This window comes from Mesorhizobium sp. M1423, from assembly GCF_040317575.1.
Lineage (GTDB): Bacteria > Pseudomonadota > Alphaproteobacteria > Rhizobiales > Rhizobiaceae > Mesorhizobium.
The window spans coordinates 57324-77602 of the sequence record NZ_JAMYKU010000010.1 but is presented as its reverse complement, the minus strand read 5'-3'; the positions used below and the strand labels follow the sequence as shown (position 1 = coordinate 77602).

Below are 20279 nucleotides of genomic sequence, written 5' to 3'. Positions count from 1 at the left end.
AGGCAATGAAACCGAAAATCTTCATCGACGGCGAGCACGGCACCACCGGTCTGCAGATCAGGGCGCTGCTTGCCGAGCGCGGCGACCTGGAAATCATCTCCATCCCGACTGAGCGCCGCAAGGAAACGGCAGCGCGCGCCGAGTTCCTCAATGCCGCCGATGTCGCGATCCTCTGCCTACCGGACGCGGCAGCCAAGGAAAGCGTTTCGCTGATCGCCAATGACACCACCAAGGTGATCGACGCCTCGACGGCACATCGCGTCGCCGAGGGCTGGGAATATGGTTTCGCCGAAATGGACAAGGACCAGGCGAAGAAGATCGCTTCGGCGAAGCGCGTCGCCAATCCGGGCTGCTGGCCGCAAGGACCGATCGCGACGCTGCGGCCGCTGGTTGCGGCGGGGCTGTTGCCAGCCGATTTTCCGGTCACCGTCAACGGCATTTCTGGCTATTCCGGCGGCGGCCGGCCGATGATCGAGGATTATGTCGCCAAGGGCGAGGATGCGTCGGAATTCCTGCCCTACGGGCTGACGCTGCAGCACAAGCACGTGCCGGAGCTCAGGACCTATGCCAGGCTTTCGCACGATCCGATCATGCAGCCGGCAGTCGGCAATTTCGCGCAAGGCATGATCACGGTAGTGCCGCTGCAACTCGGCGGTCTCGACCATGTACCGACCGGCGCTGAGCTTCACGCGGCGATCGCCGACCATTTTGCTTCCATTGATCGTGGCGTGGTCGAGGTGGCGCCGTATCTGCATCAGGAACGCATGCCTGACATCGATCCGGAGATCTACAACGGCACCAACCGGATGAAGCTCTATGTCTTTGCCAATGACGACAGGGCGCAGGCGCTGCTGCTTGCCGTCTACGACAATCTCGGCAAGGGTGCCTCGGGTGCAGCCGTGCAGAACATGGATCTGATGCTCGGCCTCTGAATGGATGCGCCGGCATTTCCGAAGCGCTGGAAGGTCGGCGCGCCCGAACTCATCGCCGAAACCTTCAGCAGCCGCATCTGGAAGGTTGCTCGCGAGGACGACTCACCGGCAATCGTCAAGGATCTAAAGCCTTTCGACGATGTCGAGGACGAGTTGCGTGGCGAGCATTTCCTCGCCTGGCGACGCGGCGAAGGCGCGGTGCGGCTGCTCGGCCGCGACGGCCACCGCATGCTGCTCGAATACGCCGGCGACAGGATGCTGTCACACCATCTTGCCGAACAAGGCGACAATGCCGCCACCGCGATCGCGGCCGAGGTAATGGCAAGACTGGTCTCGCCGTCGAAGCACCCTGCCCCGCCGGATCTCCAGCCGTTGCGGACCCGGTTCTCCAGCCTGTTCAAAAAGGCCAAGGCCGATCGCGCCGCCGGCGAAAAGAGCCTGTATGTCGAAGCAGCCGAAATCGCGGAACGGCTGCTGTCCAATCCGCATGACGTGCGGCCGCTGCATGGCGACCTGCACCACGACAACGTCATGCACGGTCCGCGCGGCTGGCTGGCGATCGACCCGAAGGGCGTTCTCGGCGACCCCGGCTTCGACGCGGCCAACATGTTCTACAACCCACTTGACCGAGACGATCTTTGCCTCGATCCGCGGCGGATCTGCCATATGGCGCAAGTCTTTGCCGCAACGCTCGGCCAGTCGCCGCCCGCGATACTGGACCACGCCATCGCCTATGGCTGCCTGTCGGCTGCATGGCACCATGAAGATCGCAATGCGGTCGACGAGGACCGCGAGGTGGCGATCGCCATGGCGATCCGGACGGAGCGGCTCAGCCTCTGAGAGCAATCTCGTGGGGCAGCGGATAAGCGCCCTTGGTGCCGCGCCAGTGCGCGGCGGCAAAACCCAGCAGGAACAGCGCGAATGCCTGATGCGTCAGGGCCATGTGCAGCGGCACATGCATCAATAGGGTGCCGATGCCGATCGACGCCTGCACCACGACAATCAGGAACAGCAGCGTCGCGCGTCGGGCATGCGTCGTGTCCGGCAGACGCCGGCGTGTCGCAATCATGTGCCAGAGCGCGACTGCGAAGATCGTGTAGGCGCCGACCCGGTGGATGAACTGCACCGTCTTCGGGTTTTCGAAGAAATTGCGCCATGCCGGCTCGAGCAGCAGCAGGTCGCCGGGGACCAGTTTGCCGTCCATCAGCGGCCAGGTGTTGTAGCTCAAGCCGGCGTCGAGCCCTGCGACCAGCCCGCCGAGATAGATCTGGACCAGCGCCAGCAGCACCAGAAAGCCGGCCAGACGTTGCGTCGATCGGTCGGCGGCCGGTTCGGAGTGTGGGGCCAATCCGCGTGCGACCACCATGGTCGCCGTGAAGATCAGCGCCGCCAGCGTCAGATGCGTCGCCAGCCGGTATTGGCTGACCGAAACCCGGTCGGCCAACCCGGACGCCACCATCCACCAGCCTATCGCGCCCTGCAGGGCGCCGAGAAGGAGGATGCCCGACAATTTCGTGCCGAGGCCGCGCTCGATGCGGCGCGTCGCCCAGAAGAACAGCAACGGCAGGGCGAAGACCACGCCGACACTACGCGCCAGGACGCGGTGCACCCACTCCCACCAGAAGATCGACTTGAACGCCTCGATGCTCATGCCCTTGTTGAGTTCGGCATATTGCGGGATCTGCTGGTAGCGCAGGAACTCCTCCTGCCACTCGGCATCATTGAGCGGCGGGATGACGCCGTGAATCGGCTGCCATTCAGTGATCGACAGGCCGGAATCGGTGAGCCTCGTAGCGCCGCCGACCACCACCAGCGCAAACAGCACGAGGAGCACGACATAGAGCCAACCACGTACCAGCGCGCGGTTGCGAAGGTCGCGATCGCGGGCTGCGAAAGGCGCGGCATCGGATATGGCAGCAGCCATGGCTTTGTCCCGGCAGTTGAAGTCGCGGATTGGTGAACCATCGCAACCCGGCTTGCAAGACCGGACAGCGCGGCACGCCGTCGCGCCGTTTCTGGCGGCTTGCGCGCATCGGCTGTTCGGCCTAAGCGATAGCGATCAACGAGATCGCGCCGTGCCCATTCGCCTGAAAAAGCTGATCGGAAGCTTCCTGCTGGTAGTGCTGGTCGTCGTCTATGCGCTGGTCGCCTCGATCGTGGCGGTCGCCCAATTGTCACAGTCCGGGCCACTGGCGCATTTCATCTTCTTCCTGCTGAGCGGGCTTTTGTGGGTGCTGCCGGCGATGGGCATCATCAAATGGCTGATCCTGGAGCCGCGGCCGAAGAGCCGAGGCAACAGTTAGATCGTCACCACCGTCTTGCCGGCATTGGCCAGCGGCGTCGTCACGCCCGACAACATTGTTCGGATGTGGGCGACGCTCTGATAGCGGCCATTGACCGAAATACGAGGCAGGGCATGCAGGAACCCGGCATGCTCGGCGCGGAGTATGCCGTGGCGGGTCGTCACCGCCGAGGCATAGCCGGCATCGCGGACAAGGCCCACTTCGCGACGGCCGACGGCGCTGACATAACCGTAGGGATAGGCGAAATGGCGCGGCTCCTCGCCGAGTTTGGCCTGCAATATGCGCTTGACGTCGCCGATCTCATGCCGCGCGTCGCTCTCGGAAAGCCGCTTCAGATTGCAATGATTGACGCTATGCGCTCCGATCGTCACCAGCGGGTGCGCGGCCATGGTGCGGAGCTCGTCCCAGTTCATCAGCGTGTTCGGGCGCGAACCGCCCAACTCGATGCCGTTCGAACGCGCCAGATCGCGCAACACCGCACGCTGGTCCTGCTCGCGCACCTTCAGCGTCAGATGAGCGTGCAGGCGCGCATTGGCCTGGACCTTTTTTCCCGGGTTCGAGCAATCGATCGTCACCGGGCCGTCCGGCGTCGTCAGCGTCAGGCGATCGCGCGCATTGACGATGTCCTCGACCACGTCCCACCACAAATCGGCAGCGCCGTCGATCAGTCCCGGCGCGACGTAGATGGTAATCGGCGCGCCGTGCTTCTCCAGCACCGGCAGCGCCTCGGTCATGTTGTCTCGATAGGCGTCGTCGGCGGTGATCGTCGCGAACTGGCCGTCCTTGTCGCCAGCCTTGATGCGCTCGATCGCCTCGTCCAGAGTAACGAACCTGTAGCCGTTCGCCGTCATGTCGGCGATCACGATGTCGAGGAACCCAGGCGCGATGTTCAAGTGACGGTTGACGCCGTTCGGCTTTTCCGGCGTCGCGGTGACCCGATGCAGCATCAGGATGGCGCCAAGGCCGCCGATGAACGGCTTGGCCAGCGGCGCAAGACCGGAATAGCGGGCGAGATTGAGCGCCAGTTTGCGGATTGCCTCGCCCCCGTCGATCATTCATTCACCTTTTGCGCCTAAGCTCATCAAGCATGGAATGCGCCTGCGCGGACCCCCAATCGCGACGAATACGCCCTAAGGATTGAGGTATGGTTGACGCCACCGCGTCATTTGACGGCAATCGGCTGGCAAGCAGCGAGGCGTCGCCGTGTGCCTTGCCGGCCGGCAAAGCCGGCCTGTCGACCTCGGTTGCCGATAGTGCGGCGCTGGCGGCGTACGCCGAATTCTGCCGTTCGGCGCTTTTTGCCCCGGCGCAGAGCGCAGGCTGGATCCTGAACTGGGCCGCACATACCGGCGCCGACGTTGTCGTTGCGACGCTGCGCGCCGGCGACAGGCCGGTTTTCTCGTTGGCGCTGGAGGTCACCCACAGCGGGGCATTCCGCATCGCCCGCTTTATGGGCGGCCGCCATGCCAACGGCAATTTTGCCGCCTCCGACCCGCAATGGCTGGCGAATGCCGATATCGCGGCGATCCGCTCTATGCTGGCCGCGATTGCCAAGGCGCGGCGCGACATCGATCTTGTCGCGCTAGAGCGGTTGCTGCCTGATCTCGACGGCGTTGCCAACCCGCTCTCCGCCTTGCCGCATTTTTCGAGCCCCAATCTGTCGCTGGCCGCCGGTCTTGTCGGAGGGTTTGATGCACTGCTCACCCGGGTGAGCGGCAAGCGCAGGCGCAAGAAGCATCGCTCGCAGGCGCGCAAGTTCGAGGCCGTCGGCAGCTATCGTCGCATCGAGGCGAGGACTGCGGACGAGGTGAACAGGCTGCTCGACGCCTTTTTCGAGATGAAGGAATTCCGCTTCCGCAAGATGGGCATCGTCAATGTTTTCGGTGAAGCGGAGGTACGCGCTTTTTTCCGCTCGCTGTTTGCCGAAGCGCTTCAAGAGGAAAACCCGTGCTTCGTGTTGCATGGGCTGGAAGTCGCCGGCAAGCTTCGTGCGGTCACCGGGTCGAGCCGCTCGGGCAAGCGGCTGATCTGCGAATTCGGGGCGATCGCCGAGGACGACCTCGCACACACCAGCCCCGGCGACTTCCTGTTCTTCGAGAACATCCAGGAAGCCTGCGAGACGGGTTTTGAAATCTATGATTTCTCAGTCGGCGACGAACCCTATAAGCGATTGTGGTGCGATGTCGAAACGCAGCATTTCGAGGTGCTGGTTCCGCTGACGCTGAAGGGCCGCGCGCTGGCGCTTGCGCTCAGGCACGGCGCAAGCCTGAAAGCATTCATCAAGCACAGCCCAATGGTCTGGAAGCTGACCAAGCTGCTGCGCCGCAAGGCCGTGGGGCAGACAGCACCGGCCGCAGGCGAAGACAACAGCTGATTTCGATTTGAGAAAACTGCCTCAGGCCGCCGAGCGCCGTCCCGGCATTGGCCCCGGCGCCACGTGGCCGATTGGCGTGACCAGCGTCAGGTCGGGATAGCCGCTCTCGATGAGCGCGACTGCGGCTTGCGTCACCTCGTCGTCCGGCTCCAGCATGGAGAGCAGCACCTCGGTGCCCTCGCCCACTAGGCGGCTGATGCCTTGGGCGTCCGCTGGCCCGCATTCGACAACGACCAGGTCATAGGCGGTGGTCAGCGACTGCATGATGATCGGCAGCCGGTCGGCGGCGCGCATGGCACGGACCGGATCGGCTGTGCCGACCGGAATCACGTGGCAGTCCGAATAGAGATCGGGGTGGATCACGTCGCTGAACTGCGCTTGCGAGGCGAGCAGATCGGTGATGCCTGGAAACAGCCCGCTGTCCAGCATCGGCCGCGAGGCAGCACCCGAAGCGGTGAGATCAAGCAGCAGCACGCGTAGCCCGGCGTCGGAGACTGCGCGCGCCACCAGCACCGCCGAGGCAGCCGCCTCGTCGCCTTCCGGCGACACGAATATGGCGCGGGCGGCACCGGTGGCGATGAGTTTTTCCGCGGCCTTGTCGATGTCGACCTCACCGAGGGTAGAACGTGCCGGTTCAATGTCTGCAGCAGCCATCTCAGAGTACTCCGGTTCGATTTTCTCGGCAGCCGCTTCCGCCACCGCGACGGGTTCCGGCTCCAGTTTGGTTTCAGTGACACTGTTGTCGGACTCACCGAACTGGTCGATCTCGGCGACTGCCGGTTCGGGCCGGGCAACCGGCGGGCCGGGCTCGGCCACTACGCGTTCGGCCTGGACAGCCGGCATCGCAACGTGCTCGATGCGTTCGAAATGGGCACCGGCGGCCGGACGCATGGCGCGGCCGGAAAACAGTTCCTGCAGCAACGTGACGATCGCCATGAGGAGCAACGAGCCGACAAAGGCCGCACCGACAATCGGACCAATCTTGGGGAAATAGGGTTCGGTCGGCGCCCGGGCCTCCGAAAATAGGCGAGCGTCGACAGGCAGGTAGTTACGATCCTTGCGTGCGGCCGCCTGGAGATAGCTGGACGAGTAGAGATCGAGTTGCTGGCGCTTGGTCGCGGCATCGCGCTGCAGGGCATCGAGTTCCACCTGCTCTTCACCGGCGCGGGCGGACGCCGCCTTCAGGGTGTTGACGTCGGCCACGAGTTGAGCCTCTCGTGCCTTCGCCGTCTCGGCCTGCGCCATCAGACCCTTCATGATCTTTTCCGCTTCGTTGCGGATCTGGCGGTCGAGATCGGCGAGCTGCGACTTCAGCGCACGGATGCGCGGATGATTGTCGAGCAAGGTGGTGGAAAGGTCGGCGATGTTGTTCTTGAGTTCGACTTGCCGCTCGCGCAGGCGCTGGATCAGGTCGGAAGACAACACCTCTGGAACGGCATCCAGCGAGCCGCCATTGCGCAACGCCCTGCGCACACTGTCGGCGGTCGCTTCCGCCGAAGCGCGGTTGGCGCGTACCCGTGACAGTTCGCTCGACAATTCGGACAGCTGCTGGGTGGCAAGCACCGAATTGTTGCCGCCCATCAAAAGATCGGACTGCGCACGGAATGCGGCAACCTTGGCCTCCGCCTCCTTCACCCGGTTCTGCAGGTCCGCGATTTCCGGCGCCAGAAAGTCGGTGGCGGCGGAATTCGATTCGAGCTTGGCGTTGCCCTTGGAGGCGATATAGGCGTTTGCGATGGCGTTCGGGATTGCGGCGGCAAGCTGTGGATCCTCTGACGAGAACTCGATTGCGATCGCGCGGGTTTTTTCAACGCCATAGACGTTGAGCTTGTCATGCATTGCGTCCAGCACGCGCTCTTCCAGCGGAATCTCGAAGGGATCGCTTTTCAAGCCAACGAGGACAAGGGTGCGGCTCAGCGCCGACATCTTCAGCGCCTCGTCGAATTCGGGCAATTTCGCGAGGTTGAGCTTCGCCGCCACCTGTTTGAGGATGTCAGGGGACGAAATGATCTGGACCTCGGTGGCCACAGCCTCTTCGTCGGGAATCGACCACTCGTTGCCGTTGGCACCGGCTGGCCGCGTGAACTCCGATTCTCGAGGCCCGATCTCCAGCTTGGCTGCCGCCTTGTATTCGGGCGTTGCAAGCCAGGCGAGCGCAAAGGCCAGGCCGGTTACAGCCAGCGCGACGACAAGGATGCGCAGCCAGTTTCGCGCCAGGCTGGCGAAAAGCTGCCTGAGATCGACGTCGACATCTGCGGCCGCGGATTGAACGGACATGCATCCCTGCTCCGGTACTGAGTCAGCATGCACCGTAAACAACTATGGTAACTCAGCCGTTAATAACGCGGTAAGCACCTGTTAGGCTCTGCTAACAAGCCGCAAACAAGAGGCTGAAAACCATCTGCATTTGTCGATCGGGCCCGCATCGGCCGCGCGCCTTTACCGGCCATTAACCCTAACAGGATGATAACCGAGCTCGATCGTTAAGGTTTGCCGCAGAGTCGCCGGCTATTCAAAGGTACGTGTCCGCTCATGAAAAGCACTGCTCCCCTTTTCCGCGCGCTGCTTGCCGTATCGATGCTTTCGGGCTGCTCAAGCTACCGGCCGACGCCGGCCGCCTTCCATGAAGTGCTCGACCAGCCCTATCGCCTCGGTGCCGGCGACCGCGTCCGCGTCACCGTGTTCGAGCAGGAAGGATTGACCAACACCTACAGCGTCGACCAATCCGGCTATCTCTCGCTGCCGCTCGTCGGCAACGTGCCGGCGCGCGGCCACACCGCCCAGCAACTCGAGGGCGAGATCGCCGAGAAACTGCGCCAGGGCTATTTGCGCGATCCTGACGTTTCGGTCGAAATCGATCGCTACCGGCCGATCTTCGTCATGGGTGAAGTGGGCGCGGCGGGCCAATATTCCTACGTTCCCGGCCTGACCGTGCAGAAAGCTATCGCCATCGCCGGCGGCTTCACGCCACGCGCCAACCAGGAAAGCGTCGACATTACCCGCGACATCAACGGCAAGGTTATAACCGGACGCGTGGTGACCTCCGACCCACTGTTGCCCGGCGATACAGTCTATGTTCGCGAACGCCTGTTTTGATGTGCTGACCAAGTGGCGGACACACTCAGGATCGTCCACTGCTTTCGCTCACCCGTCGGAGGCATCTTCCGGCATGTGCGCGACCTGACCGAGGCTCAGGTCGCCGCCGGCCATGCCGTCGGCATCGTCTGCGATTCGACGACTGGCGGCGATTTCGAGGAACGGCTGTTCGAACAGATGAAAGGCAGCCTGGCGCTCGGCATTCATCGCACACCGATGCAGCGGCATGTCGGGCCAGGCGATCTCGCTTCGGCCCGACGCACCTATAGGATCATAAAAGAATTGCGGCCGGACGTGCTGCACGGGCATGGCGCCAAAGGTGGCGCCTATGCCCGTCTGTTCGGCTCATTGTTGCGGGTATCAAGGTCTCGCGTAGCCCGCCTTTATTCGCCGCATGGCGGCTCACTGCACTATGACGAAACCACGGCGATGGGGAAGCTGTTCTTCGCGCTCGAACGCTTCATGGCTCGCTTCACCGATTGCCTGCTATTTGTTTCCGATTATGAGCGGCGGACTTATCGCAGGAAGGTCGGCGAGCCGCCCATTCCGAACGCTCTCGTACACAACGGCCTGCGCGCCGCCGAGTTCGAGCCGGTGCAGACCGAGCACAATGCCGTCGACCTCCTCTATATCGGCATGATGCGCGACCTCAAGGGCCCGGACATCTTCATCGATGCGCTGGGGCGAGCCGCAACACGGCTCGGTCGTCCATTGAAAGCGCTGATGGTCGGCGACGGCGACGACCTGCCGCGCTATCGCGCCCAGGTAGATCAGCTCGGCCTCGAGGTCAGCTTCCTGCCGCCGATGCCGGCCAGGCTCGCCTTCACGCTAGCCAAGCTGGTCGTCGTTCCCTCGCGTGCGGAAGCCATGCCTTATATCGTTCTGGAAACGCTTGCCGCCGGCAAGCCGCTAATCGCGACGTCGGTCGGGGGCATACCGGAAATCTTCGACACCGGCTCCCCTGCCCTGATCCGGCCCGACCCGCGCGAACTTGGCGACAAGATAAGCGCCGCTCTGGCCGATCTCGACGCCTACAAAGGCCTGATGCCCGGCGCCGCCGACCTCAAGGCACGCTTCGGCGCCGATGTAATGGCCGCTGAAATCGAAAAGGCCTATTTCGCCGCGCTCAAACAGTAGAGCAACTGATATCCACTCGGCTGCAAAAGGCCCCCGGTGAAAGCGTCTCCAAAGCCATCTGTTGTTTCAAGGGTTTCTTAGCTCTCTTTTGCTATTCACCTGAGGGAAACCTACGGACGCCCCATGAACGAAATCGACCCCGCGCGCCGTTTTTCGCTAGACGCGGTGCGCAAATTCGACGCCCCTGCCGAGAACAACACGGCCGGCGGCATGAACGACGTTGCCCGCCAGGTCGCCTCGCAATACCGGCGCGATACGATGTCGCCGATCATGGTCAGCGGCGTCCTGCGCATGGCGGAATTCGCGCTGCTGTTGGTGTCGGGTCTTGCCGTCTATTTCTACTATGTCGGCTTTTTCAGCTATCTTGCCTGGCAATACTCGCTGACGATCGCCGCCACCTCGTTCCTCGCGGTCGTTTTGCTCGACGTCACCGACTGCTACCAGATCGTCGCGCTGATGCGGCCGATCGCCAATTTCGGCCGCCTCCTGCTGGTCTGGGCTGGAACCTTCGCCTTGATGGCGCTCACCGCCTTCACCATGAAAATGTCGGAAGACTATTCGCGCCTGCTCTTCGGCACGTGGTTCGTTATTGGCTTCGTGCTGATCCTGGGTCTCCGGCTGGTGATGTCGAAGCTGATCCGGCGCTGGGCGCGCGACGGGCGGATGGAGCGCCGCGCCGTCATCGTCGGCGGCGGCAAGGCGGCGGAGGTGCTGATCCGCTCGGTCGAAAAGCAGCCCTACAACGACATCCGCATCTGCGGCATCTTCGACGATCGTGGTGACAAGCGTTCGCCGCCGGTTGTCGCCGGCTATCCCAAGCTCGGCACGATTTCCGAGCTCATTGAATTTGCCCGCATCGCACGCATCGACATGCTGATCGTTTCGCTGCCGCTGACCGCCGAATCGCGCGTGCTGCAACTGTTGAAGAAGCTGTGGGTGCTGCCGGTCGACATCCGGCTGTCGGCGCATTCGAATGCGCTGCAGTTCAGGCCGCGCGCCTATTCCTACATCGGCTCGGTGCCGATGCTCGATATCTTCGACAAGCCTATCAACGACTGGGATTCGGTCGCGAAACGCGCCTTTGACATCGTCTTTTCGATCATCGGCATCATCGTGTTCTCGCCGGTGATGCTGGCGACCGCGATCGCGATCAAACTCGACAGCAAGGGCCCGGTGCTGTTCCACCAGAAGCGGCACGGCTTCAACAACGAAATCATCGACGTCTATAAGTTCCGTTCGATGTACACCGACAAGGCGGACCCGACGGCGAAGCAGACCGTGACCAAGAACGATCCGCGCGTCACCCGCGTCGGCCGCTTCATCCGCAAGACCTCGATCGACGAATTGCCGCAGTTCTTCAATTCGCTGTTCGGTTCGCTGTCGCTGGTCGGGCCGCGCCCGCACGCCATTGCCGCGCAGTCGCACAACCTTCTCTACAATGAGGTGGTCGACGGCTATTTCGCCCGCCACAAGGTCAAGCCCGGCGTGACCGGCTGGGCTCAGATCAATGGCTGGCGCGGCGAGATGGACACCAACGAGAAGATCCGCATGCGCACGGAATACGACCTCTATTACATCGAGAACTGGTCGCTGTTGTTCGACCTGAGAATCCTGTTCCTGACGCCGATCCGCCTGCTCAACACGGAAAATGCGTATTGAGCGCGACGGCCTACGAATTGCCGGCGGCGGCGGTCAACGCCAAGCTCATTGCGCTGATTGCGTCAGGGGCAGTTTTCCTCGGCGTCTTCCTGTCCGGTTTCGTTATTGCCGAGCCGGCGCCATACGACCTCTATATGATCGGGCTGATCGTGGTGTGGCCCTTGTTCGGCATGCGCATACAGCGCGCGGCGGTGCCACTTCTGGTGCTGCTGATGATCATGAACATCGGCGGAATGATCTCGATGACGCAGATGTCGGACCTCGCCGCCACGCCGCTCTATCTCGCCGTCTCGCTGTTCCTGACCCTCACCGCGGTTTTCTTCGCTTCCGTAACGGCCGTCCAGCCCAGTCTCTACCGCGTGATCTTCGTCGCTTATGTCGTGTCGGCAGTGCTGACTTCGCTGGTCGGCATAGCCGGCTATTTCCATGCCTTTCCAGGAGCGGAGATCTTCACCAAATACGACCGTGCCGCCGGCGCCTTCCAGGACCCGAACGTGTTCGGGCCGTTCCTGGTGCTGCCGGGCATCTACCTGCTCTATCTGCTGCTTACCGGCTCGATCGCGCGCATGCCTCTATTGGCGGTGCCGCTGCTGATCATCACCGCCGGCATCTTCTTTTCTTTTTCGCGCGGCGCCTGGGGCATGTTCGCCGTTTCGGCGATCCTGCTGACCGGGGCCTTGTTCCTGCAGAGCGCCAGCGGCAAATTCCGGCTGCGCGTCGTCGTCATGACCATCGCCGCCGTCGGACTGCTGGTCATTGCGATGATCGTCATCCTGCAACTGCCTGGCGTGGCGGAGATGTTCTCGAATCGCGCGCAACTCGAACAAAGCTACGACACCGCCCGCCTCGGCCGCTTCGCCCGCTACACGATCGGCTTTCAGATGGCGCTGGAGCATCCGTTCGGCATCGGCCCGCTCGTATTCGGCAAGATGTTCGGCGAGGACACGCACGACATCTGGCTGAAGATGCTGATGGATTACGGGTGGCTCGGCTTCGTGTCGTTCCTGACGCTGACGTGCTGGACGATCGCCGCCGGCTTCCGCATTCTGCTGCGCGACCGGCCCTGGCAGCCTTATCTGCTATGCGCCTATGTCGCCTTCATCGGCAATATCGGGCTCGGCACCTTCATCGACATCGACCACTGGCGGCATGTCTACCTGCTGCTCGGCCTGATCTGGGGCGCCATCGCGCTGGAATACCGCCATCAGTGGCAGTTGCGGGCGGCGCGGCGCCCGCAACCTCCGTTGCTGTTGCTTCAGGCCGGACAGCAGCCGAATTCGGTTGACCGGACCCAGTCTATCACGATACATCGCGACCGGTCCGGAGTGTAGCGCAGCCCGGTAGCGCACTTGACTGGGGGTCAAGGGGTCGTCGGTTCGAATCCGGCCACTCCGACCATTAAATCCAAAGGCTTAGCCAGTTCCCCCAACTGGCCATACAGAATAGCCGCATTGCAGCCAGCGCAACACGATTTCGACCAAGGGCTTCGCTCGCCAGGTCAATGTGGAATAGCCCAAACCAGCATGCAAAAAGCTCGCGCCTTCCGGGAGAAGGACGCGGGCAGATCGGTGCAACCCGATCTGGCAGCAATTCTTATGAGGAGGGACTTGCTGCGTTGAGATGAACCGTCGCGCCGGCCGGGTTGTTCCATCGAGTAAATAAAAACCCGCCGCACATGAAGTACGGCGGGGCCGATCAAGCGCTGTTGCACCAGGCGGGGGACTCGGGTGGGCGGGCTTGCCAGGTGCGCGCGGATCAAGTCGACATTAGGCGCATGAGCGGTAGCGCGTCCACCAACCGGCGGTTGGAACGAACTGGTTCAACGCCGGCGGCCGGCTTGGCCTGAAACTTTTTCAGGGCGGCAGCGACGGGGTCAGGAAAGTCGAGCAAGCGCAACGTGCCCGGCCCTCGTTGCTTGCGGGAATGCCGGAAGGATCAATGGCAGCAAGCATGAAGAACCCAACCTGGATGCTGGCGGCCTGGGAACGAAACGTGGCAGCTCACCCCTCCGGTTTCCGTGAGGACGCGAGCGCATCGTCCGCTACCGCGATTGGCGGCTGAACGCAAACAAGCCCGCCGCTTTTTCGGCACGGCGGGCTTCAGGCAGAAAATCAATCGTAGATCTTAACAATTTTGCGGGTACCTGGATCAACCAGGACGGTTCGTCCCTCGACGACTACATAGCGGTACTGAACGTCCGGCACTTCGTAAAGCTCGACTGTGTCGGGCAGAGCGGTGCCAATGTTGAGCTCAACACCGGGAAGGCTCAGGGATGCTACCGGCTTCTTCTTTACATACTCCCGGATCACCGTGTCTTGCTCAGGCTGAATGATGACGTCCTGAGCAGCGGCGGTTCCGATACCTACGAAAAGAAAGATTCCTGTCGCAGCAGATAAAAGTTGCTTTCCCATATAGCAATCCTCCAGCGAGGCAACCTTCCGCTACGGTGCTTGATTCTTCCGTGCGGGGCTACTTACCTAAACGAGCCGAAAGACTTGTTGTTCCGCTGGCGGTGGGCGAACTCCGGTGCCATGGCCATGAGGCCGCCTACAAACAAGCACCTGCTCAAGGCTTAGTTTCTTCCCGGGGAGGAGCTTTTGGGTCAGGACAATCAGGATAGGGCAATTCTTCACACGGAGAGGGCCTGTCGCGAACGCTGCCATAATGTTCCACGAGTTTTGCGAAACCGTAGGCGAAGGCGAAAAGAAGCATTAGGACAACCGCTATACGGACGGCCATACCGTATTGTAGCAGGATCCTCCCATTGGAGCGCGGGCGGCGTTTTTAATACGTTCGAATGTTGAGTTCGAAAAAGGTTGGCTCTAGTTGAATTGCCGTCGTCCGCAGTTGTAAGGGCGAGCGGACGCTTCGAAGATGACACGCCCTTTCGGCCTTTTCGGGAGAGATGCAATGTCGCTTCAAGGAGCTACCTGTCCTGCCGAGCTGACCATGTTGGCCAAAGCACTTGATGCCCGATGCCGTGAACTAGGCCTCGCTGACGGCGATCCAGGCAGAGAAGTGCTCGGCCGCAGGGTGATGGATTTGTTCGAAAGTGGTCAGCTCAGCGCCGAAGATTTGAGACTGGCTCTGAGCGGCGAGATTTTTTACGCCAAAAATCCTCCGGCCGGAGGCAGTGGGTTTTGATACGGCAAGCGGCTATCCGCGCAACCATTTGAATTATTGGTCCAGCGTAGGCTTCCGTGCACGCAAGGGCGCGCGTGAACAAATGTGATTTTGCGGTCGGTGCCAGACGGGCTAATCTTCCCAACGAATATCCAATGAAAGAGGAGAATGATCATGAAGACATTCCTCGCAACAGCCGCCGCACTGACCCTGTCCATATCCGCTGCCTCTGCGGATTGCCCCGCGCATTCAAAGGTCCAGGCATCGGTCGACACGCAGACGAGGACAGCGAGCGTCGAGAAGGCCGATATGTCGACAGCCGCGGACGCTCAGACGATCAAGAAAGAAGAGCCACAGAAGACCGAATAGCGGTAACGCTCACCGGATCCCACGACCCGGATAAAGGGCTACTGGCAGACATCCACCCACTCGGCGTCGACGAGTTCGGCCATGCGTTGCGGGCTGAGCCGGACGGCGGCGTTCGTCGCGCCTGCGGCGGGGACGACCTCGTCAAAGGCGCGCAGCGAGACGTCGCAGTACACCGGGAGCGGTGCCGGTAGGCCGAACGGGCACACCCCACCGACGGGATGACCGGTCGCGGCGAGCACCTGCTCGGCATCCAGCATTCGCGCCTTGCCGCCGAACCGGTCCTTGAATTTGCGATTGTCCAGCCTGGAGATGCCGCTGGCCACGATCAGCATCGTCTGGTCGCCGGCGCGCAGGCAGATCGTCTTGGCAATCTGCGCCGGCGCTACGCCATGCGCTTCGGCAGCCAGAGGCACCGTCGCCGAGCTGGCTTGCGTAACGATGACGTCGATTTCGGGCGCGTGGGCGACGAAGAAAGCGCGAACGGATTCGAGGCTCATCTCCGGCGATTTCCGTCTCGCGTCGCCGTGGCGGCCGGCAAGTCCGCTACGTGGCCGGAAAACGAAGCTCGCCAGGGCAACCCATGGCGAGCTCGTCGAATAAACGCATGGCACGCCGCTACGACACGGACCGCCTTTTCGCAGGCAACACGGCTTCGTCGAACAGAGCGCTTTCCGGAAGCTGAAGCGCGGAGGCAATACGCCGACGTTTCGAAGGATCGGCATCCTTGCCGCTTTCGATGTCGGCAATCTCATAGGCTGCCAGCCCGCACGCCAGGGACAGCTCTTCGATGCTGTATCCACGGGCTTCCCGGGCGGTTCGGACGGCACTGCGTTCAGGCGTAACCGCGCTCGCCGCCAATTCGGAGTAAGGTTCGCGTTTTGCTATTTGGGGCATTGGCAACTCCGTGGGATGAAAGAGTTAGATCAAATCATGTTGTTGCCTGAGACGATCGGGAGAATGCCCGCTCGCCGGTGATTTGCCAAGCATCAAAGATAGCGTCACGGCATCGTGAACCGACGCCGGAATGAATGGCGGATGCCGGCGCGCTCATATCTGGCTTGATCGTCGGCAGACACAGTTCGGAAACAAAATTCTACAGGCCGGAAAAACTGCCGAAAAACTCCAAGGCGATAGTCCTGACCGCAGTGCTCGAGTCACCGACCTGAATCGGTGACGCTCAAATTCGCCCTGCGCAAAAAGGAAACGATGTCATGAAGAAGTCTCTTCTCTCCGCCCTTGGACTTGCAATCGCACTTGCCCTTTCGATGCCGATCATCGGCGCGAGCAGCGCGAATGCAGCGACGATGCACACCACCGTCAAGAAGCATCACCGCCATCACTACCATCACCGCGTCCACCACTATCGCCATCATCACAAGAAGGTCGTGGCGAAGAAGTACTGAAAACGCCTTGGGACAGACAGCCGGCAAGCAGGCGTTCTTGGTCTTTGATCAAGGGCGGCCAGCTTGCCGGGTTTGCCGCGTCGACGAAATGGCGGCGGTCCCGCTGACCACCGCATTTCCTCTACCTTGAACGCGCTCGCGGCGCTTTTTGCTGCCGGCCACCGAGGAAGAGACTGGCGACCAGCCCGACCAGAACCAGCCCGACAGCGGCCGCCGTCGCCGGGTGATCACGGGCGGTCTTCTCGATCGCCCGACCTTGCCTTCTGATTGCCGGCAAGGTGTCGCCGAGACGCTCGGCGATATCCGAATAATAGTCCGACGCGGTATCGCGACCGTCTTCGTAATAGGCGCCGCCCCGCTTCAACACGGCTTTCTTCAAAGTGGCCAGTTCCCTGGTCAGGGCGGCGACCTGCTTGTTCAGATCGGTCTCGGAGATGCTCGAAAGCGATGCCATGACGTGGTTCCTTCATCTGCAGAAGGAAGCCTAACGCATGACCCTGAAGACCGTTCCGGTCAGTCCCGGCGGGCTCTAGCGAACCTGATCGAGCAGGCGCTTGCATTCCAGCAGGTCGAACAGCGCCTCCTGCAGCAATGCGCGATTGTCACGGGAAAGTTTTGACGTGTCCGGCGGAACCGGGCCTTCCTCGTCGGTCTTGCCGATGCCGAAAAAACGACGGCTGGGTTTCACCCTCGGTTGGCCGACCAGCATCTCGTCGTCCGGGCCGCGCGGCTGCGCCGCTTGCGTCAGCGGTACCGCGTCAGCCTGCCGGCGCTGCGAGATCGCCTCGACCGCCGCCATGTCGCCATTGCCGACGGCGATCAAAAACTGGTTGCCGTTCTCGCGCAACAGCTTCTGTACGCCCTTGATCGTATAGCCCTGATCGTAGAGCATGTGGCGAATGCCCTTGATCAGCTCGACGTCCTGCGGCCGGTAGTAGCGGCGGCCGCCGCCGCGCTTCATCGGCTTGATCTGGTTGAAACGCGTCTCCCAGAAGCGCAGCACGTGCTGCGGCAAATCCAGATCCTCCGCGACCTCGCTGATGGTGCGGAAAGCATCGGGGCTCTTGTCCATGGGCGAATCCTCACGCTAGAGCATGATCGCGAAAGGCGGGGACCGGTTTTTGGGCAACATCACGGTAAAACAAAGAGAGCAGCTTTTCCGTCCACCGGGGCGGATCACACCCAAATACCGATCCGGCCTGCCGAATCGCATCTTATTTCAGCGGTTTATGAAACAATATTCAAGCCCGGCGTAAAAGCAGGCTTCGTTTTTCAACCGAAGCCTGAAGCATGGATTCTCGGCAAGGGAGATCGGGAATCTACTTGCTGCCCTTGGCCTTGCTGTTTTGATGGGAGCGCAGGATGCGGTTCTTCAGCACGTTCGATGACTTGAAGGTCATCACCCGGCGCGGCAGGATCGGCACTTCCTCACCGGTCTTGGGATTGCGCCCGATGCGTTCGTTCTTGGAACGGACATGGAAGGTCGCGAAGGACGACAGTTTCACCGTCTCACCGCGAACGATCGCCTCGCAGATCTCATTCAGCACCGCCTCGACAAGCTCGGCCGATTCAGTACGCGACAGCCCAACCTTGCGGTAAACGGCTTCGGCGAGGTCGGCGCGCGTAAGTGTCTTTCCCCCCATACGAACCGTCCCATCAGCTCAAAAAATAAAATCGATACAAGCAACGGCAGAACCTAAGTAATTGATCCGTCAAGGTCAAGGACCCGAACCCGTTAGTTCGGCACTTACCAACGCAGCAGGACGGCGCCCCAGGTGAAGCCGCCGCCCATCGCCTCAAGCAGCACCAGGTCACCCTTTTTGATGCGGCCGTCGGCGACGGCCGCGGATAGTGCCAGCGGCACGGAAGCAGCCGATGTGTTACCGTGCAAATCGACGGTCACCACCACCTTCCGCTCCTCTATCCCGAGCTTTTTGGCCGAAGCATCAATAATTCGTTTATTGGCTTGATGCGGCACGAACCAGTCGAGATCAGCGGCGCTGATGCCGGCCTGTGCGAACGTCGCCTCGATGACGTCGGTGATCATGCCGACCGCATGCTTGAACACTTCGCGGCCTTCCATCCTGAGGTGCCCGACCGTTCCGGTAGTCGACGGCCCACCGTCGACAAAAAGCTTGTCCTTGTGGATGCCGTCGGAGCGCAGGCTGGCCGCCAGAACGCCTCGGTCGGCGATGCCGCCTGCCCCCGTGCCTGCTTCCAGCACTATCGCGCCGGCGCCGTCGCCGAACAAAACGCAGGTCGAGCGGTCGTTCCAGTCGAGAATGCGCGAAAACGTTTCCGAGCCGATCACCAGCACCCGTCTGGCCAAGCCGCCGCGGATATAGAGGTCGGCGGTCGTCACCGCATAGACAAAACCCGAGCAGACCGCCTGCAGGTCGAAGGCAAAACCGTGGTGCATGCCGAGCCGGTTCTGGATCTCGACTGCGGTCGCGGGAAAGGTGTTGTTGGGCGTCGAGGTCGCCAGCACGATCAGGTCGATGTCGTCAGCCGTCAGGCCGGCGCTGTCGAGGGCTGCGCGCGCTGCCGCCTCACCCAGAGAGGCCGTCGTCTCGTCGTCGGCCACAATGTGGCGCTGGCGAATACCGGTACGCTGGACGATCCATTCGTCCGAGGTCTCGACCATGCCTTCAAAATCGGCATTCTTCATAATGCGGCGGGGCAGCGCGGCGCCCGTGCCGCGCACGACTGATCTGATCAATGCTCTTTCCTATTCCTTTGCGTCGATGACGACGTCGGATTTCCGGATTGTCTGGGCATTCGGATTGCGGGCATGGAACAGGTCGAGATCGGCCTCGATGCGGTCAAGCAGATTGTTGCGCACCATGTCGTAGCCGAGCTCGATCGCCGCAGCGAAGCCATCCGAATCAGCCCCGCCATGGCTTTTCACCACGATGCCGTTCAATCCCAGGAAGACGCCGCCATTGGAGCGGCCGACATCCATCTTCTCGCGCAGGCGATCGAAGGCGGTCTTGGCGAAGATATAGCCGATCCTGGCCATCAGTGTCCGGTTCATCGCGGCGCGCAGGTAGCCGGCGATCTGCCTGACCGTGCCTTCCGCCGTCTTGAGCGCGATATTGCCGGCAAATCCTTCGGTAACGACGACGTCGACACTGCCCTTGCCGATGTCGTCACCCTCGACAAAGCCATGGTAGTTCATCGAGGCCATGTTGGCCTCGCGCAGCATACGGCCTGCTTCCTTGACCTCCTCCTGACCCTTGATCTCCTCGACGCCGACATTGAGCAGGCCGACGCTCGGCCGTTCGATGCCGAAAACCGAGCGCGCCATGCCGGTACCCAGAATGGCAAAATCAACCAGTTGATGCGCATCCGCACCGATGGTTGCGCCGACGTCCAGCACCACGCTTTCGCCGCGCAATGTCGGCCAGAGCGCCGCAATCGCCGGGCGGTCGATGGTCGCCATGGTGCGAAGGCAGAATCTGGACATCGCCATCAGTGCGCCGGTATTGCCAGCCGAGATGCAGGCGTCCGCCGTGCCTGCCTTGACCGCTTCGACGGCTTTCCACATCGATGACTTCCAGCGGCCATGGCGCAGTGCCTGGCTCGGCTTGTCGTCCATCCGGACTGCGATCTCGCAGTGGATGAACTCGCTCACCTCCGCTAGCTTGGGGAATTTGGCGAGTTCAGGCCTTACCGCTTCTTCGCGCCCATAGATGACGAAGCGTATGTCCGGACGGCGGGTGGCGACAGTCATGAGCGCCGGGATGACCACGCTTGGCCCGTGATCGCCGCCCATGGCATCGATGGAAATCCTGATCACGCGGTGTTCATCTCACGGTTGCTTGGCCAGCGGGCTTGCCAAGGTACGGGGCTCGCGAAGGTTCGGCGAAAATAACGGTTTTGG

22 protein-coding genes and 1 tRNA gene are annotated in these 20279 nt (G+C 61.9%); 12 read left to right on the top strand and 11 right to left on the bottom strand.

From position 1 onward, the window contains the following. The first annotated feature begins 5 nt into the window (after nt 1–5). On the top strand, nt 6–932 hold the full coding sequence (argC, locus tag NKG95_RS14870) for an N-acetyl-gamma-glutamyl-phosphate reductase (protein WP_352587776.1): 927 nt from the start codon (nt 6–8) through the stop codon (nt 930–932). Beyond that, a complete protein-coding gene (locus tag NKG95_RS14865) occupies nt 933–1772 on the top strand; it encodes an aminoglycoside phosphotransferase family protein (RefSeq protein ID WP_353041268.1) in 840 nt (279 codons plus the stop codon). Here the strand turns inward: NKG95_RS14865 and NKG95_RS14860 are convergent. Further along, complete coding sequence (locus NKG95_RS14860; protein WP_352481214.1) at nt 1762–2856, bottom strand: COX15/CtaA family protein; 1095 nt, start codon at nt 2854–2856, stop codon at nt 1762–1764. The genes NKG95_RS14865 and NKG95_RS14860 overlap by 11 nt on opposite strands. A gap of 151 nt (nt 2857–3007) precedes the next feature. On the opposite strand from NKG95_RS14860, the gene NKG95_RS14855 reads away from it, so the two are divergent. Next, nucleotides 3008–3235, top strand: a complete 228-nt coding sequence (locus NKG95_RS14855) for a DUF2842 domain-containing protein (protein ID WP_352465564.1) — start codon at nt 3008–3010, stop codon at nt 3233–3235. Here NKG95_RS14855 and NKG95_RS14850 read toward each other — a convergent pair. Continuing rightward, entirely contained in the window at nt 3232–4290 is a 1059-nt protein-coding gene (locus NKG95_RS14850; protein ID WP_353041266.1) for a polysaccharide deacetylase family protein, read from the bottom strand. The genes NKG95_RS14855 and NKG95_RS14850 overlap by 4 nt on opposite strands. A gap of 89 nt (nt 4291–4379) precedes the next feature. On the opposite strand from NKG95_RS14850, the gene NKG95_RS14845 reads away from it, so the two are divergent. After that, nucleotides 4380–5609 carry a GNAT family N-acetyltransferase gene (locus tag NKG95_RS14845; protein ID WP_353041265.1) on the top strand — a complete coding sequence of 410 codons (1230 nt, stop codon included), beginning with the start codon at nt 4380–4382 and terminating at the stop codon, nt 5607–5609. Nucleotides 5610–5630: 21 nt separating this feature from the next. Here the strand turns inward: NKG95_RS14845 and NKG95_RS14840 are convergent, their stop codons facing one another. After that, complete coding sequence (locus NKG95_RS14840; RefSeq protein ID WP_353041263.1) at nt 5631–7886, bottom strand: GumC family protein; 2256 nt, start codon at nt 7884–7886, stop codon at nt 5631–5633. Between the two features lie 255 nt (nt 7887–8141). On the opposite strand from NKG95_RS14840, the gene NKG95_RS14835 reads away from it, so the two are divergent. The 5 genes from NKG95_RS14835 (at nt 8142) to NKG95_RS14815 (ending at nt 12899) form a co-directional block, all read left to right on the top strand. Then, complete coding sequence (locus tag NKG95_RS14835; RefSeq protein WP_023717305.1) at nt 8142–8705, top strand: polysaccharide biosynthesis/export family protein; 564 nt, start codon at nt 8142–8144, stop codon at nt 8703–8705. Nucleotides 8706–8717: 12 nt separating this feature from the next. Continuing rightward, nucleotides 8718–9842 carry a glycosyltransferase family 4 protein gene (locus NKG95_RS14830; RefSeq protein ID WP_023717304.1) on the top strand — a complete coding sequence of 375 codons (1125 nt, stop codon included), beginning with the start codon at nt 8718–8720 and terminating at the stop codon, nt 9840–9842. A gap of 123 nt (nt 9843–9965) precedes the next feature. Continuing rightward, the gene (locus NKG95_RS14825) at nt 9966–11501 is read left to right on the top strand and encodes an undecaprenyl-phosphate glucose phosphotransferase (RefSeq protein WP_352481219.1); all 1536 of its coding nucleotides are present in this window, start codon (nt 9966–9968) and stop codon (nt 11499–11501) included. After that, nucleotides 11498–12832 (top strand): O-antigen ligase family protein, encoded by a 1335-nt coding sequence (locus NKG95_RS14820; RefSeq protein ID WP_353041261.1) that lies wholly within the window; start codon nt 11498–11500, stop codon nt 12830–12832. Before NKG95_RS14825 ends, NKG95_RS14820 begins: the two co-directional genes overlap by 4 nt. Next, nucleotides 12823–12899, top strand: a tRNA-Pro gene (locus NKG95_RS14815). The genes NKG95_RS14820 and NKG95_RS14815 overlap by 10 nt, the downstream gene beginning before the upstream one ends. 713 nt (nt 12900–13612) lie before the next feature. Here the strand turns inward: NKG95_RS14815 and NKG95_RS14810 are convergent. Further along, the gene (locus NKG95_RS14810) at nt 13613–13912 is read right to left on the bottom strand and encodes a DUF1236 domain-containing protein (protein ID WP_023717301.1); all 300 of its coding nucleotides are present in this window, start codon (nt 13910–13912) and stop codon (nt 13613–13615) included. Between the two features lie 499 nt (nt 13913–14411). On the opposite strand from NKG95_RS14810, the gene NKG95_RS14805 reads away from it, so the two are divergent. Beyond that, the gene (locus NKG95_RS14805) at nt 14412–14645 is read left to right on the top strand and encodes a hypothetical protein (protein ID WP_031193496.1); all 234 of its coding nucleotides are present in this window, start codon (nt 14412–14414) and stop codon (nt 14643–14645) included. 153 nt (nt 14646–14798) lie between these two features. After that, entirely contained in the window at nt 14799–14993 is a 195-nt protein-coding gene (locus NKG95_RS14800) for a hypothetical protein (RefSeq protein ID WP_023717300.1), read from the top strand. Nucleotides 14994–15031: 38 nt separating this feature from the next. Here NKG95_RS14800 and NKG95_RS14795 read toward each other — a convergent pair whose 3' ends face one another. Together NKG95_RS14795 and NKG95_RS14790 are read right to left on the bottom strand one after the other, a co-directional pair. Next, nucleotides 15032–15490: a YbaK/EbsC family protein gene (locus NKG95_RS14795; protein ID WP_023717299.1), complete on the bottom strand. Its 459-nt coding sequence runs from the start codon at nt 15488–15490 to the stop codon at nt 15032–15034. A gap of 118 nt (nt 15491–15608) precedes the next feature. After that, entirely contained in the window at nt 15609–15887 is a 279-nt protein-coding gene (locus NKG95_RS14790) for a helix-turn-helix domain-containing protein (protein ID WP_023674515.1), read from the bottom strand. 317 nt (nt 15888–16204) lie between these two features. Between NKG95_RS14790 and NKG95_RS14785 the strand changes: the two genes are divergently transcribed. After that, nucleotides 16205–16396: a hypothetical protein gene (locus tag NKG95_RS14785; protein ID WP_353041259.1), complete on the top strand. Its 192-nt coding sequence runs from the start codon at nt 16205–16207 to the stop codon at nt 16394–16396. Nucleotides 16397–16517: 121 nt separating this feature from the next. On the opposite strand, the gene NKG95_RS14780 is transcribed toward NKG95_RS14785, so the two are convergent. From NKG95_RS14780 to plsX, 5 genes are all read right to left on the bottom strand, one after another. Beyond that, complete coding sequence (locus tag NKG95_RS14780; RefSeq protein WP_352815971.1) at nt 16518–16850, bottom strand: hypothetical protein; 333 nt, start codon at nt 16848–16850, stop codon at nt 16518–16520. Nucleotides 16851–16925: 75 nt separating this feature from the next. Then, nucleotides 16926–17468: a MerR family transcriptional regulator gene (locus NKG95_RS14775; protein WP_023717293.1), complete on the bottom strand. Its 543-nt coding sequence runs from the start codon at nt 17466–17468 to the stop codon at nt 16926–16928. Nucleotides 17469–17715: 247 nt separating this feature from the next. Then, nucleotides 17716–18039, bottom strand: coding sequence for an integration host factor subunit alpha (locus tag NKG95_RS14770; RefSeq protein WP_023717292.1), 324 nt, complete (start codon nt 18037–18039; stop codon nt 17716–17718). Between the two features lie 104 nt (nt 18040–18143). Then, complete coding sequence (locus tag NKG95_RS14765; RefSeq protein ID WP_353041257.1) at nt 18144–19115, bottom strand: beta-ketoacyl-ACP synthase III; 972 nt, start codon at nt 19113–19115, stop codon at nt 18144–18146. Nucleotides 19116–19124: 9 nt separating this feature from the next. Continuing rightward, nucleotides 19125–20195, bottom strand: coding sequence for a phosphate acyltransferase PlsX (plsX, locus tag NKG95_RS14760; protein ID WP_352481224.1), 1071 nt, complete (start codon nt 20193–20195; stop codon nt 19125–19127). Nucleotides 20196–20279: the final 84 nt, after the last annotated feature.